Source organism: Phycicoccus sp. CSK15P-2 (assembly GCF_016888005.1).
In the GTDB taxonomy this organism is placed as follows: domain Bacteria; phylum Actinomycetota; class Actinomycetes; order Actinomycetales; family Dermatophilaceae; genus Phycicoccus.
Genome location: NZ_JAFDVE010000013.1, coordinates 1 through 13069, shown reverse-complemented (window position 1 = coordinate 13069; position 13069 = coordinate 1). Strand labels below are relative to the sequence as shown.

Below are 13069 nucleotides of genomic sequence, written 5' to 3'. Positions count from 1 at the left end.
GCGGGTGCGTCCGCAGCCTGTCCTACCGTTGGCACGTGACCGACTCACCCATCGGGGTCTTCGACTCCGGCTACGGCGGCCTGACCGTCATGCGGGCGATCCTCGACCAGCTGCCCCACGAGTCGGTGGCGTACTTCGGTGACACGGCCCGGGCGCCCTACGGGCCCCGGCCCATCGCGCAGACCCGGGAGTTCGCGCTGCAGTGCCTCGACCGCCTCGTCGACCACGGGGTGAAGGTGTTGGTCATCGCCTGCAACACCGCCAGCGCCGCCGTGCTGCACGACGCCCGCGAGCGGTACGACGTGCCGGTGGTCGAGGTCATCCGCCCCGCGGTGCGCCGTGCGGCCGCGGCCACCCGCACCGGCCGGGTGGCGGTCATCTCCACCCGCGGGACGCACCAGTCGGGTGCCTACCTCGACGCCTTCGCGGCCGCTCCCCACCTCGACGTGACGAGCACGCCGTGCCCGCGCTTCGTCGAGTTCGTCGAGGCCGGGGTCACGGGTGGGGCCGAGCTCGTCGGCGTCGCGCACGAGTACCTCGACCCGCTGCGGGCGCGGGACGTCGACACCGTCGTCCTCGGCTGCACGCACTATCCGCTGCTCACCGGCGTCATCTCCTACGTCATGGGGGACGACGTCACGCTCGTGTCGTCGGCGGAGGAGACGGCCAAGGACGTCTACCGCGTGTTGGCCGACCACGACCTGCTGCGCCCCGACGGCCTGCCGGAACCGGGGCACGGGTTCACGACGACGGGAGACACCGAGGAGTTCCGCCGCCTGGCCGTCCGCTTCCTCGGGGTCGGGTCCTCGGTCGAGCCGGTGTTCACCTCGCCACCGGTCGTCGTCAAGGCGGGCATCGGATGAGGCTCACCGTCGTCGGCTGCTCGGGCTCGTTCGCCGGGCCGGGGTCCGCCGCCTCGTCCTACCTCGTCCAGACCGAGCACGAGGGGCGGACCTGGAACCTCCTGCTCGACCTGGGCAGCGGGGCGCTCGGGCCGCTCCAGTCCCACGTCGACCTCGCCGACCTCGACGCCGTCGTGCTCAGCCACCTCCATCCCGACCACTGCGCCGACCTCCTCGGCCTCTACGTGACGCGGCGCTACCGTCCCGACGGGCCCCTGCCGCGGCGGATGCCCGTGCACGGACCGGCCGGCACCGCCGAACGGCTGGCGCTGATGTACCACGGGCTGGAGCCCGGCGGGATGGAGAGCGAGTTCGACATCGTGACGGTCCAGGCCGAGACGACGTTCACCGTGGGGCCGTTCCGCGTCACGCCCCATCCGGTGAACCACCCGGTCGAGGCCTACGGCTACCGGGTCGAGGCGGACGGCGCGGTCCTGGCGTTCACGGGGGACACCGACGACTGTCCGGCCCTCGACCCGCTGCTGCGCGGCGCGGACCTCGCACTGCTCGACGCGGCGTTCGTGGAGGGACGGGACGAGACGCGCGGCATCCACCTCACGGCGCGGCGTGCCGCCGAGGCCGCGGTGCGGGCCGGTGGGGTGCGCCGCCTCGTCCTCACCCACGTCCCGGCCTGGAACGACCTCGAGGCCGCGCGCACCGAGGCGGACGAGGTCTGGCCGGGCCGGGTCGAGCTCGCGGCCGCGGGGGCCCGGTACGAGGTCGGGGCGGACGCGGACCCCCTGGACCGCTCGGCGGCCCGCGGGATGTGGGCCGCGTACCGGGCCGCGACGCCGGGGCTCCCGGTCGAGGGCGACCCGCCGGTCGAGTGGTTCGGGGACTCGCCGGAGCTCGCCGACGCCCTCCTCGCGTACGTCCTCGGGGGGACCAAGCGCGCCACTGCCGGGCTGGTCGCCGAGCTCGTGGCCGCCGGTGAGCCGCTGCCCCGGGTCGGCGGGCACTGGGTCGTGTGCGACGGGTCCGGGGCGCCGCGGCTCGTGCTGCGGACGACCGAGCTGAGGGTCGGCCCGCTGTCGAGCGTCGACGAGCGGTTCGCGTGGGACGAGGGCGAGGGTGACCGGAGCCTGGCGTCCTGGCTCGAGGCGCACCACCGCTACTTCCGGCGCTCCTGCGCCCGGATCGGCGTCGAGTTCTCCGACGGCCTCGACGTGTGCTTCGAGCGGTTCCGCGTCGTGTGGCCGCCGGAGCACGCCGACACCTGAGCACGCGCCCGACCCCCCGCCGATAGCCTGCGGGGCATGACACGACACGACGGACGGACCCCGGACGCGCTGCGCGAGGTGCGCATCACCCGCAACTGGCTCGACCACGCCGAGGGCAGCGTGCTCGTCGAGTTCGGGCGCACCCGGGTGCTGTGCGCGGCCTCGTTCACCGAAGGGGTCCCGCGCTGGCTCAAGGGCCGCGGCACCGGCTGGGTGACCGCCGAGTACGAGATGCTCCCGCGCTCGACGAACACCCGCAGCGACCGCGAGTCGCGGCGCGGCAAGGTCGGGGGGCGCACGCACGAGATCAGCCGGCTCGTCGGCCGCAGCCTGCGCGCCGTCATCGACACCGCGGCGCTGGGGGAGAACACGATCGTCCTCGACTGCGACGTCCTCCAGGCCGACGGCGGCACCCGGACGGCGGCGATCACCGGCGCCTACGTGGCCCTCGCGGACGCCGTCGCCGACGCCAAGGCACGGGGTCTCGTCAAGGCCGGCAAGGAGCCGCTCACGGGTTCGGTCGCCGCGGTGAGCGTCGGTGTCGTCGCGGGCGAGCCCGTGTGCGACCTCGACTACCCCGAGGACTCCACGGCCGAGACCGACATGAACGTCGTCATGACCGGCGACGGCCGCTTCGTCGAGGTGCAGGGCACCGCCGAGGGCGTGCCGTTCGACCGCGAGCTCCTCGGGCGCCTGCTCGACCTCGCGACCGCCGGATGCGCCGAGCTGACCGGCCGCCAGCAGGAGGCCTTGGCGGCCCCTGCGCGGGAGCGGGTGCCGTGAGCCGGCTCGTCCTCGCGACCCGCAACGAGCACAAGGTCCACGAGCTGCGGCAGATCCTCGCGGGCCTGGTCGACGACCTCGGGCTGGAGATCGTCGGGGCCGCGGACGTCGAGGGCGCCCCGGACGTGCCGGAGACCGAGGTCACCTTCCTCGGCAACGCCCGGCTCAAGGCCGTCGCGCTCGCCGAGGCCACGGGGCTGCCGTCGGTCGCCGACGACTCGGGCCTCGCGGTGGACGTGCTGGGTGGCTCGCCCGGGGTGTTCTCCGCCCGCTGGTCGGGCTCGCACGCCGGGGCGGGCGCACCGCGGGCCGAGGTCGACCGCGCCAACCTCTCCCTGCTCCTCGAGCAGGTGGCCGACGTCCCGGACGAGCACCGCTCCGCGGCCTTCGTCTGCGCAGCCGTCGTCGCGATGCCGGACGGCCGGGTCGAGGGTGTCGAGGGGCGCGTCGAAGGGGTGGTCATCCGACAGCCGCGCGGTACGAACGGGTTCGGGTACGACCCCGTCTTCGTCCCCACCGGGGACACCCGCACGCTCGCCGAGTACACCGACGAGGAGAAGAACGCGGTCAGCCACCGCGGCAACGCCTTCCGGGCGCTCGAGCCGGTGCTGCGCGCCCTGCTGGGCTCCTAGGCCGGGGCGTCGTCGCCGGCGTCCCACGGGTCGGGCGGTGGTTCGTCCCATCCGCCGGGGATCTCCTCGAGCACGGTCCACCGCGGGTCGAGCTGGGTCGCGACCGAGCCCCACGACGGCCCCCGGGCGTGGAAGCGCGGCGCGACGACGAGCTCCGGCCGCCCGCTCCGGTGGCCCGCGAGGTAGCCGCCCCAGTACCCGAACGTCGTGTTCGTCACGACCAGCCGCGACGCGCCGGCCAGGGTCGCGAGCTGGGCCCGGGGCGTCTGGTCGGGGTCGACGAACGTCAGCCGGGCGGACTCCTCGAGCCAGCCGAGGTGCGCCCGGCACCAGCGGGGCCCGTCCGACACGACGTGCACCCGCGGGACGGGACCGCCGACCTCGCGCTGGAGGGCCATCGCCGCGCGGACGTACGCGACCGTGTCGAACGCGTACGTGGCACGGTGCTCGGGCACCGACCAGTAGTCCCCCCGGCGCACGACGACCACGACGTCGTCGGGACCCAGCGCGGTCGTGCCCTCGGGGTCGAGCAGCGGAGACCCGGCGAGCACGTCGGACTGGAAGCGGTCGAGCTCGTCCGCCGCCCAGTCCCGACCCCACCTGAAGGGCGGATGGACGTCACGCCGGTCCGTGAGCCGGACGTCCCCGGGGGCGACGACGAGGTCCTGCGCGGCCGGGACGAGCGGCAGCCACCGTTCGAGCGTCGGTGTGGAGCGCACGAGCACGTCCTCACCCCGGCCACGCCGGGCATGGGCGTGCATGAGGAGGTACAGCAGGTTGCCCAGGCCGTACTCCGGGCGCGTCCACAGCACGGTCCGGGGGCCACGGCGGACGAGGCCGAGGAGTCTGGCCTTCGCGTCGGACACCAGCGGCACGTCACTACAGTAGGGGTGCCCCGGCGCAAGTGGCGGAACTGGCAGACGCGCCAGGTTTAGGTCCTGGTTCCTTCGGGTGTGCGGGTTCGAGTCCCGCCTTGCGCACGAGGTCGTCCGCGGCGCGGTCGTTCCCGCGCGGTAGGTTGGCACCCACACCGCCGACCACCAGGAGGTTCACGTGGGCGACCGGCTCGCTCCGGGCGACACCGCTCCCGACTTCACGCTGCCCGACGACACCGGGTCCGAGGTCACCCTCTCCGACCTGCGCGGACGCAAGGTCATCGTCTACTTCTACCCGGCGGCGATGACCCCGGGGTGCACGAAGCAGGCGTGCGACTTCAGCGAGTCGCTCGACTCCCTCGCCGCCGACGGGTACACCGTCCTCGGGATCTCGCCGGACGAGCCCGAGAAGCTCGCCCGGTTCCGCGACAAGGAGGCCCTGACGCTCACGCTCCTCTCCGACGCGGACAAGGCCGTGATGACGGCCTGGGGTGCGTTCGGGGAGAAGAAGCTCTACGGCAAGGTCGTCGAGGGCGTCATCCGCAGCACCGTCGTCGTCGCCGAGGACGGCACGGTGAGCCACGCCTGGTACAACGTCAAGGCCACGGGGCACGTCGCCAAGCTGCGCCGCGACCTCGGCCTGGACTGACGGGGAGGACCATGAGCCAGAAGCAGTCCATCAGCAGCCTCGAGGCGGAGGTCGTCGCACGCCGTCGGCGCCTCGCGGCGACGGTCGACGAGCTCACCGAGAAGGCCACCCCGTCGGCCATCCTCAAGCGCGAGGTCGACAAGGCCAAGGCCCGCTTCGCGGACGTCGCCGAGACCCCCGAGGGCGAGCTGCGGGTCGACCGCCTCGCCATGGTCGTCGCGGTCGTCGCCGTCGTGGGCGGTGCGATCGCCTACCGCGCGTACCGCCGGCGCTGAGGTGGCACAGGAGGGCCGGCACGGCCTGCCCATCCGGATGCTGCACGACCGGGTGCTCGTGAGCCTCGAGGAGGCCGGCGAGCGCCGCTCCGGTGGCGGCATCGTCATCCCCGCCACCGCCAGCGTCGGCACCCGGCTGGCCTGGGGCGGCGCGGTGGCCGTGGGCCCCACGGTGCGGCAGGTCGAGGTCGGGGACCGTGTCCTGTTCGACCCGCAGGACCGTGGCGAGGTCGAGATCGGCGGGACCGACTACGTGCTCCTCCGCGAGCGCGACATCCACGCCGTCGCGGCCCAGCGGGTCGAGGAGGGCTCGACCGGGCTCTACCTCTGACCGCGGTCGCGGCGGCCCTCGGCGCGCAGCTCGTCGTCCTTCTGCCCGCCGTACCCGGCCTGGTCTGCCGTGCCGTGGTCCCGTCCGGACCTGGCCGCGGCCTCCACGGCGAGCGCCACGAGACGACCCCCGAACGTCGGCGCGACGCGGTGCAGGATGCGGTCGAGCAGCCCGCCCACCCGCGCCGCGGCCGCCCGTGAAGGCATCGCGGTGGCAGCGACGAGGGTCGCGAGCGACCACGCGCGGGCTGCGGGCCCGGCAGCGGGAGCCGCGTCGCGCACGGTCACCCCAGGATGCCGGGCGGTCAGGGCGACCTCCGAGGCGCCGCTCACCCAGGCCCGGGCGACGCGGGTGCGGGCGTCCGCCGGGGCGCCGCGGTGGGGCAGGACGAGACCCGGGTCGACGACGATCCGCACGCCGTGCCGCACGAGCCGCAGCCCGAGCTCGGAGTCCTCCCGGTAGGCCATCGCCTCGTCGTACCCGCCGATGGCCTCGAGGACGTCGCGGCGCACCGAGCAGTGGGCCGCCCAGTGCCGCCAGCGGTCGGGCCCGGACGCGGCGAGGACGCCCGCCACCGAGCGCTCCGTGGCGGACCGGCCGTAGGCGCGGGCGTACGGGGTGTCGGGCAGCACGTCGCGGGTGGGCCCCACGACGCCGACCGGCTCGTCGCCGACGTGGTGTGCCAGGTGGCGCCGGAGCATGTCGGGCGCGGGGGAGAGGTCGTCGTCGCACCGGACGACGACCCGGCCCCGTGCGGCGGCGGTGCCGGCGTTGAGCGCCGCGGAGACCCCCCGGGCGACGTCGTGCCGCACGACCCGGAGCGGGAGGTCCCCCGGCGCGGCGGCCAGCACGGCCTCGGTCTCCTCGTCGGCGCCGTCGACGACGACGACCACCTCCCAGGGGTCGGTCGCGTCCTGGGCCGCGAGGGCCTCCAGCAGGGCCGGGAGCCGGTGTGCGCCGCGGTGGGTGGGGACGACGACCGATGCGGCGAGCTCGGGCTGCGTCACGGCGTCCTCCGCACGGCCTCGAAACGGGAGAGGCTCCCCGGAACGGGGAGCCTCGTGCTCGGTGAGCGGTGGTGCGCCATCAGGGACTCGAACCCCGAACCCGCTGATTAAGAGTCAGCTGCTCTGCCAATTGAGCTAATGGCGCGCGACGGGAGACATTAGCAGCCTGGACGGGCCCCGGCGAAATCGGCTAGGAGGCTCCGTCGGGGTCGCCGTCGCCCGGTTCCTTCCGGCCTCGGGCCATCGCGAGGCCACCGCCGACCAGGACGAGCAGGAGGAGCAGCGGGAGCCCGACGAGCACCCACGTCGGCACGCCGCCGGAGTCGTCCGACGCGGTGGGAGCGGCAGCCACGGAGGGCGTCGTCGCCGTGGGGGTCGAGGCCGTGCCGGCGGTGGCCGTCGGGGACGCGCTCGCGGAGGGGGTGGCCGTCGGGGAGGCCTCGGCCGGGGACGCGGTCGTGGTGAACGACATCGAGCCGGAGACGGGGTGGCCGTCGACGCTCACGACCCGGTACGTCACCGTGTGCTCACCGGCGGGCAGGTCCGCGACGAGCGGCTGGACGACGTCACGGCCGTCCGCACCCGGGTCCCCGTCCGCCTCGTCACCTCCGGGACCCTCGACGCGGACCTGGAGGAACGTGGCGTCGACCTCCTCGCTGAACGACAGCACGACCTCGTCGGCCGACTCGACGCTCGCGCCGTCCTCCGGGGTCGTCCCGAGCAGCCGGGCGTGGCCGGGGAGAGCGGACGGGGCCGCGAAGCCGGGCAGCGCGGAGGCGACCAGGCCCAGTGTCACGAGGGCCACGATGACGACGGTCACGGCGACGGACATGCGGCGGGTGAACACCCACCCAGTCTCGCAGCCGTCGCGGGGTGGTGCGCGAAGGGGGCGGCCGGGCGCCCGACGCGGCGAGGGTGGTCCCGGTGGTCCCGGGACGGCCGGGGTACTCCCCGCAGCCCGCGGACCGGCGCATCGTCGACGGCATGACCACCACACTGATCACCGGAACCACCAAGGGCCTCGGCCTCGAGACCGCTCGGCGGCTCGTCGCCGCCGGCCACACCGTCTGGGCCGCCGCTCGCGACCCCGAGCGCGGGCGGGCCACCGCCGAGGAGGTGGGCGCCCGCTTCGTCGAGCTGGACGTCACCGACGACGCCTCGGTCACCGCTGCGGCGGAGGCTGTCGCGGCTGCCGGCGGGCTCGACGTCCTCGTCAACAACGCGGGTATCGAGGGCCGCACCGCGGACAACGGCATCGTCGGCGCCCGTGACCTCACGGGCCCCGAGATGCTCCGCATGCTCGACACCAACGTCGTCGGCCAGGTGCGGGTCCTGCACGCGTTCCTGCCGCTGCTGGAGCGCTCGGACGCGCCCGTCGTCGTCAACGTGAGCAGCGGGCTCGCCTCGCTGACCCTGGCGACCCTGCACGGTCTGCCGACCCACGGCTACCCGGGGGTTGCCTACCCGGTGTCCAAGGCGGCGGTCAACATGCTGACGGTCCGGTACGCCAACGCCTTCCCGGGCATGCGGATCAACGCGGTCGAGCCGGGCTTCACCCGGACCGACCTGAACGGCAACACCGGCACCCAGACCGTCGAGGAGGGGGCCGTGGCCATCGTCCGGATGGCGCAGCTGGCTCCCGACGGCCCGACCGGCACGTACACCTCGCAGCACGGGACGTTGCCCTGGTGAGCCCACCCGGCCCCGGACGCGGAGAGCCCCCGACCCGGCCGGGTCGGGGGCTCTCCGTGCGTGGGGTGAGTGACGGGGCTTGAACCCGCGACCCTCGCGACCACAACGCGATGCTCTACCAGCTGAGCTACACCCACCACGGCGGGCGCATGGCGTCCTCGGGACGAGGGCCGTGCGCCCGCAGCGCGGACCATCGTACCGGGTGCGCGGGGGTGCTCCGAACCACGGGCCGGGAGAGCTCAGCCGCCGCCCCCGGGGACCGCTCCGTGGTCGACGACGTGCTGGGCCGCGAGGTTGCGCAGGGCGTCGCTCGACGGACCGGGTCGCTCGACGAATACGGCCTCCCGGTAGTACCGGAGCTCGGCGATCGACTCGCGGATGTCGGCCAGCGCCCGGTGCCCGCCGCTCTTCGTCGGGGCCGAGAAGTAGGCCCGCGGGTACCACCGCCGGGACAGCTCCTTGATCGACGACACGTCGATGATCCGGTAGTGCAGGTGTCCCTCGAGGTCGGGCATGTCACGGGCGAGGAAGGCGCGGTCCGTCGCGACGGTGTTGCCGCCCAGCGGGGCCTTGCCCGGTTCGGGCACCCATTCGCGGACGTAGTCGAGGACGAGCGTCTGTGCCTCCTCGAGCGTCGTGCCCGCCTCGAGCTCGTCCAGGAGCCCGGACGTCGTGTGCATGTCGCGGACGAAGTCGTTCATCTGCTCGAGCGCCGCGTCCGGCGGGCGGACGACGACGTCGACGCCGTCACCGAGGACCGTGAGCTCGAAGTCGGTGACGAGGGCGGCGACCTCGACCAGCGCGTCGTCCTCCAGGGAGAGCCCGGTCATCTCGCAGTCGATCCAGACGATCCGGTCGGTTCGGGCACGGTCACCGGGCGAGGACATGCCGGCCATCGTAGGTGGCGACGGCACGGTCCGCGGTTCGGTTGGCCGGGCTGGGGCTAGGGTTCTCGTCCATGACCGGGGACCTCACGACGACGCCACTCCCGGTGCGCGCCGACCCGACGACGCGCTCGGCCCTCCGGTCCTGGGTCATCACCGGCGTCGCCGGCGTCGGCTTCCTGCTCGCCGCGCTCGTCGTCTCGGCCTACTTCGGTGCCACGTTCGGGGTCCAGACGGTGCTGCTCGCGCTCGCGGTGGCGGTCATCCCGCTGGGCATCGTCATCCCGACGTTCATGTGGCTCGACCGCTTCGAGGCCGAGCCCACGCGTTACCTGGTCGGTGCCTTCCTCTGGGGCGCACTCGTCGCCACGCTGCTCGCGGCGGTGTTCAACACCAGTGCCATGGCGGTCCTCGAGAGCGCGAGCACCCCGGACGACGCGCTCGCCGTGACCGCGGTGGTGGTCGCCCCCGTGGTCGAGGAGGCTCTCAAGGGGGCGCTCGTGCTCGTCGTGTGGTGGGGGCTGCGGCGCGAGTTCGACGGCATGACCGACGGCATGGTCTACGCCGGCGTGTGCGCGGCCGGGTTCGCCTTCACCGAGAACATCCAGTACCTCGCCGAGGCCTACACCGAGGGCGGGGGCGAGGCACTGACGGCGACGTTCGTCGCCCGGTGCGTCCTGTCGCCGTTCGCGCACCCGATGTTCACGGTGCTCACCGGGGTCGGCGTCGGGGTCGCGGCGACGAGCCGGACCTGGGGCCCGAAGCTCCTCGCGCCGGTCATCGGCTATGTCCTCGCCGTCCTGCTCCACGCGCTGTGGAACCTCGCGGCGGTCACGGGCGGCAGTGGGCTGGTCGTCGTGTACCTCGTCGTGGAGGTCCCGGTCTTCGCCGCCTTCGTGGCCTTCGTGGTGTGGGCCCGGCGTCGCGAGGGCCGGCTGATCGGCCAGTTCCTGCGGCCGTACGCCGACGCAGGCTGGGTCTCGGCCGGGGAGGTCGCGATGCTCGCCTCGATGCCGCGCCGGCGGGAGGCGCGGATGTGGGCGCGCACGAACGCCGGGGCCCGCGGGCTGTCGTCGATGCGGGCCTTCCAGGACACCGCGAGCGAGCTGGCGCTGCTGCGCCGCCGGATGCACCACGACGCCGCCGACGCCCGTGCCCTCGCCATGGAACGGGAGCTGCTGATGGCGCTCAGCACCCGCCGGCTCGAGTTCGTCGGCACCCGGGAGGGCTGAGATGACGACGTCCCTGGAGGTCGCGGCGGCGATCGGTCCCGACCTCGTCGCGCTGCGCCGGCGGCTGCACCGCATCCCCGAGCTCGGCCTCGACCTGCCGGAGACCCAGGCCGTCGTCCTCGAGGAGCTCGAGGGCCTCGACCTCGAGGTGACGACCGGACGGGGGCTGTCGTCCGTCGTCGGGGTGCTGCGTGGACGCGCCCCGCACGAGGGGGAGCGCCCGGTCGTGCTGCTCCGGGGGGACATGGACGGACTGCCGGTCACCGAGGCGGTCGACGTCGACTACCGCTCGGAACGGCAGGGGCGGATGCACGCCTGCGGTCATGACCTGCACGTCGCGGGTCTCGTCGGCGCCGCCCGGGTGCTGCACGAGCTGCGCGACGAGCTCGTCGGCGACGTCGTCCTGATGTTCCAGCCGGGGGAGGAGGGTCCCGGGGGCGCCGAGCCGATGATCGAGGAGGGATTGCTCGAGGCGGCGGGGAGGCGGGTGGACGCCGCCTACGCCGTGCACGTCTTCTCGGCCGACCATCCGCGCGGGGTGTGGTTCGGACGCCCCGGCCCCCTCATGGCGGCGGCCGACGAGATCCACGTCGTCGTGCGCGGCGCGGGCGGGCACGGGGCTGCGCCCGAGCGGGCGCTGGACCCGGTGCCGGTGGCCTGCGAGATGGTCCTGGCCCTCCAGACCGCGGTGACCCGGCGCTTCAGCATCTGGGACCCGGTGGTGCTCACCGTGGGGAAGGTCGCCGCGGGGACCAAGGACAACATCATCCCGGACGAGGCCGTGCTCGCCGCGACCCTGCGGACCTTCTCTCGTGAGCAGCGGGTACGGGCCCAGGAGGTCGTCGCCGAGGTGGTCCACGGCGTGGCCGCGGCGCACGGGACGACCGCCACGATCGAGATGGGGTTCGGGTACCCGGTCACCGTGAACGACGAGGCGGAGTTCGCGTTCGCGCGTGGTGTCGTCGTCGACCTGTTCGGCGAGGGGCGCTGGGCCGACATGACGAACCCGGAGGCCGGGTCGGAGGACATGTCGTTCGTCCTCGAGCAGGTCCCGGGCGCCTACCTCAACGTCTCGGCGTGCGCGTTGGACGACCACCGGCAGGCCGAGGACAACCACTCCCCGCGTGCGGCCTTCGACGACTCGGTCGTGCCGGACGTCGCGGCGGCGCTCGCCGAGATGGCGCTGCGCCGCTCGCGCGCGGCGGTCAGCTGACCCGGGCGGCGCGAGATGCGGGTGGCGGTGACGGGTCTCGGCACGGCCGGGGCGGCGGTGGCCGCCCTGCTGCACGACCTCGGGCACGACGTCACGGTGCTCGAGCAGGCGCCGGACCCGGGGCCCGTGGGGGCGGGGCTGTGGCTCCAGGGGATGGGGCAGACGGTGCTCGACCGGCTCGGCCTCCTCGACGCGCTGCGGGCCGTCTCGACCCCGGTGGACCGGGTCGACGTCCGGACCGCCGCCGGCCGGCAGCTCGTCGCGGTCGGCTACGACGACCTGCCCGGTGCCGTCCCGGCCCTCGGGGTGCACCGCGGGGACCTGTTCGGGCTGCTCCAGGGGGCCGTCGGCGCGCGCGGCATCCCGGTGGAGACCGGCGTCAGGGTGACCGGAGTGGCTCCGGCGGCGGGTGGGCTGGTCGTCGGCACCGGGGTGGGGCACCGCGGACCGTTCGACCTCGTCGTGGGTGCCGACGGGTCCCGGTCGGTCGTGCGGGAGGCGCTGGGGGTGACGCGCCGGGACCACCCCTACGGCTACGGTGCGCTGTGGGCGGTCGTCGACGACCCGCACGGCCTCGCGGGTGGGACGCTGCACCAGCGCCTTCGGGGGACGCGGCAGTACCTGGGAGTGCTCCCGACCGGTTCCGGGCGGGCGTCGGTGTTCTGGTCGGTGCACCAGGACCGGATGGGTGCGACCCTCGCCGCCGGGCTCGACGCCTGGCGGGCGGAGGCCGAGCCGTTCGCGAGCGGCCTCGAGCCCCTGCTGGAGCGGGTCGGCCGGTTGCTCCCGGCGGTGTACCGCGACGTCGTGGTCCGGCGTCCGTCCCGGATGAGCGGCGACGGTGCGGCGGTCGTGCTGGTCGGGGACGCGGCGCACGCGATGAGCCCGCAGCTGGGGACGGGGGCCTCGCTCGCCCTCGCCGACGCGTGGACGTTGGCGTTGTGCGTCGGGGAGGCAGGGCGGGGCCGGGCCCGGCTGGGGGAGGCACTCGAGACCTACGCGGCGTCGCGCCGCCGACACCTGCGCTGGTACCAGTGGTGGACCCGGCTGATGATGCCGGTGTTCCAGAGCGACCTGGTCCCCCTGGCGGGGGTGCGCGACCTCGCGGCGCCCGTCGTCTGTGGGCTGCCGGGGGTGCCGCGCCTGCTCGTCGGGACGTTGTGTGGCGACCGCACCTCGCCGTGGAGCCGCTGGACACCTCCCTACACTGGCCGGGGCGCCTCGGCGCCGAGCCCTCGTAGCTCAGCTGGATAGAGCAAGAGCCTTCTAATCTCTAGGTCGCAGGTTCGAGTCCTGCCGGGGGCGCTCGCGCGAATGCGCGCCCCGCCCCCCGGGTGCCCCCCCCCCCGCCAGAAACCGGTGTCCCACCGAGGG

General features: G+C 74.5%; 15 protein-coding genes and 4 tRNA genes. 13 read left to right on the top strand and 6 right to left on the bottom strand.

All coding sequences use genetic code 11. The features are described from left to right. Positions 1 to 35: 35 nt before the first annotated feature. Genes murI through rdgB form a run of 4 tightly spaced genes read left to right on the top strand, consistent with a single transcriptional unit; the run spans position 36 to position 3537 of the window. Positions 36 to 863 (top strand): glutamate racemase, encoded by an 828-nt coding sequence (murI, locus tag JQN72_RS08615; RefSeq protein WP_204134770.1) that lies wholly within the window; start codon positions 36 to 38, stop codon positions 861 to 863. Continuing rightward, positions 860 to 2122: an MBL fold metallo-hydrolase gene (locus JQN72_RS18880; protein ID WP_204134769.1), complete on the top strand. Its 1263-nt coding sequence runs from the start codon at positions 860 to 862 to the stop codon at positions 2120 to 2122. The genes murI and JQN72_RS18880 overlap by 4 nt, the downstream gene beginning before the upstream one ends. 36 nt (positions 2123 to 2158) lie before the next feature. Beyond that, the gene (gene rph / locus JQN72_RS08605; protein ID WP_204134768.1) at positions 2159 to 2905 is read left to right on the top strand and encodes a ribonuclease PH; all 747 of its coding nucleotides are present in this window, start codon (positions 2159 to 2161) and stop codon (positions 2903 to 2905) included. Continuing rightward, entirely contained in the window at positions 2902 to 3537 is a 636-nt protein-coding gene (rdgB, locus tag JQN72_RS08600; protein ID WP_307812539.1) for an RdgB/HAM1 family non-canonical purine NTP pyrophosphatase, read from the top strand. Before rph ends, rdgB begins: the two co-directional genes overlap by 4 nt. Here rdgB and JQN72_RS08595 read toward each other — a convergent pair. Beyond that, a complete protein-coding gene (locus tag JQN72_RS08595; RefSeq protein WP_204134766.1) occupies positions 3534 to 4412 on the bottom strand; it encodes an alpha-1,2-fucosyltransferase in 879 nt (292 codons plus the stop codon). The genes rdgB and JQN72_RS08595 overlap by 4 nt on opposite strands. Positions 4413 to 4435: 23 nt before the next feature. Between JQN72_RS08595 and JQN72_RS08590 the strand changes: the two genes are divergently transcribed. The 4 genes from JQN72_RS08590 to JQN72_RS08575 all read left to right on the top strand — a co-directional run bounded on the left by JQN72_RS08590 (position 4436) and on the right by JQN72_RS08575 (position 5667). Continuing rightward, positions 4436 to 4517, top strand: a tRNA-Leu gene (locus JQN72_RS08590). A gap of 73 nt (positions 4518 to 4590) precedes the next feature. Further along, positions 4591 to 5061, top strand: a complete 471-nt coding sequence (gene bcp / locus JQN72_RS08585; protein WP_204134765.1) for a thioredoxin-dependent thiol peroxidase — start codon at positions 4591 to 4593, stop codon at positions 5059 to 5061. Positions 5062 to 5072: 11 nt separating this feature from the next. Beyond that, positions 5073 to 5336: a DUF3618 domain-containing protein gene (locus tag JQN72_RS08580; RefSeq protein ID WP_204134764.1), complete on the top strand. Its 264-nt coding sequence runs from the start codon at positions 5073 to 5075 to the stop codon at positions 5334 to 5336. A gap of 37 nt (positions 5337 to 5373) precedes the next feature. Continuing rightward, entirely contained in the window at positions 5374 to 5667 is a 294-nt protein-coding gene (locus JQN72_RS08575) for a co-chaperone GroES (RefSeq protein WP_204134858.1), read from the top strand. On the opposite strand, the gene JQN72_RS08570 is transcribed toward JQN72_RS08575, so the two are convergent. From JQN72_RS08570 to JQN72_RS08560, 3 genes are all read right to left on the bottom strand, one after another. Continuing rightward, positions 5658 to 6674, bottom strand: a complete 1017-nt coding sequence (locus JQN72_RS08570) for a glycosyltransferase family 2 protein (protein WP_204134763.1) — start codon at positions 6672 to 6674, stop codon at positions 5658 to 5660. The two genes, JQN72_RS08575 and JQN72_RS08570, sit on opposite strands and share 10 nt — an antisense overlap. Before the next feature lie 69 nt (positions 6675 to 6743). Continuing rightward, a tRNA-Lys gene (locus JQN72_RS08565) sits at positions 6744 to 6819 on the bottom strand. Positions 6820 to 6864: 45 nt separating this feature from the next. Further along, positions 6865 to 7521, bottom strand: coding sequence for a copper resistance CopC family protein (locus tag JQN72_RS08560; protein ID WP_204134762.1), 657 nt, complete (start codon positions 7519 to 7521; stop codon positions 6865 to 6867). Positions 7522 to 7658: 137 nt separating this feature from the next. On the opposite strand from JQN72_RS08560, the gene JQN72_RS08555 reads away from it, so the two are divergent. Next, positions 7659 to 8366 carry an SDR family NAD(P)-dependent oxidoreductase gene (locus JQN72_RS08555; protein WP_204134761.1) on the top strand — a complete coding sequence of 236 codons (708 nt, stop codon included), beginning with the start codon at positions 7659 to 7661 and terminating at the stop codon, positions 8364 to 8366. Between the two features lie 61 nt (positions 8367 to 8427). Here JQN72_RS08555 and JQN72_RS08550 read toward each other — a convergent pair. Together JQN72_RS08550 and orn are read right to left on the bottom strand one after the other, a co-directional pair. Further along, a tRNA-His gene (locus tag JQN72_RS08550) sits at positions 8428 to 8503 on the bottom strand. Between the two features lie 102 nt (positions 8504 to 8605). Continuing rightward, positions 8606 to 9253, bottom strand: coding sequence for an oligoribonuclease (orn, locus tag JQN72_RS08545; protein WP_374190882.1), 648 nt, complete (start codon positions 9251 to 9253; stop codon positions 8606 to 8608). Positions 9254 to 9324: 71 nt separating this feature from the next. On the opposite strand from orn, the gene JQN72_RS08540 reads away from it, so the two are divergent. The 4 genes from JQN72_RS08540 to JQN72_RS08525 all read left to right on the top strand — a co-directional run bounded on the left by JQN72_RS08540 (position 9325) and on the right by JQN72_RS08525 (position 13000). Then, a complete protein-coding gene (locus tag JQN72_RS08540) occupies positions 9325 to 10482 on the top strand; it encodes a PrsW family intramembrane metalloprotease (RefSeq protein ID WP_204134759.1) in 1158 nt (385 codons plus the stop codon). Position 10483: 1 nt separating this feature from the next. Further along, positions 10484 to 11695, top strand: coding sequence for a M20 family metallopeptidase (locus JQN72_RS08535; protein ID WP_204134758.1), 1212 nt, complete (start codon positions 10484 to 10486; stop codon positions 11693 to 11695). Between the two features lie 21 nt (positions 11696 to 11716). Then, positions 11717 to 12949 carry an NAD(P)/FAD-dependent oxidoreductase gene (locus tag JQN72_RS08530; RefSeq protein ID WP_204134757.1) on the top strand — a complete coding sequence of 411 codons (1233 nt, stop codon included), beginning with the start codon at positions 11717 to 11719 and terminating at the stop codon, positions 12947 to 12949. After that, positions 12927 to 13000, top strand: a tRNA-Arg gene (locus JQN72_RS08525). Before JQN72_RS08530 ends, JQN72_RS08525 begins: the two co-directional genes overlap by 23 nt. The last annotated feature ends 69 nt before the right edge of the window (positions 13001 to 13069 follow it).

Coding starts and splice junctions, on each gene's coding strand:
- orn (WP_374190882.1), bottom strand. CDS start 9,253: ATGTCCTCGCCCGGTGACCGTGCCCGAACCGACCGGATCGTCTGGATC.
- JQN72_RS08580 (WP_204134764.1), top strand. CDS start 5,073: ATGAGCCAGAAGCAGTCCATCAGCAGCCTCGAGGCGGAGGTCGTCGCA.
- JQN72_RS08555 (WP_204134761.1), top strand. CDS start 7,659: ATGACCACCACACTGATCACCGGAACCACCAAGGGCCTCGGCCTCGAG.
- JQN72_RS08540 (WP_204134759.1), top strand. CDS start 9,325: ATGACCGGGGACCTCACGACGACGCCACTCCCGGTGCGCGCCGACCCG.
- rph (WP_204134768.1), top strand. CDS start 2,159: ATGACACGACACGACGGACGGACCCCGGACGCGCTGCGCGAGGTGCGC.
- JQN72_RS08535 (WP_204134758.1), top strand. CDS start 10,484: ATGACGACGTCCCTGGAGGTCGCGGCGGCGATCGGTCCCGACCTCGTC.
- JQN72_RS18880 (WP_204134769.1), top strand. CDS start 860: ATGAGGCTCACCGTCGTCGGCTGCTCGGGCTCGTTCGCCGGGCCGGGG.
- JQN72_RS08575 (WP_204134858.1), top strand. CDS start 5,374: ATGCTGCACGACCGGGTGCTCGTGAGCCTCGAGGAGGCCGGCGAGCGC.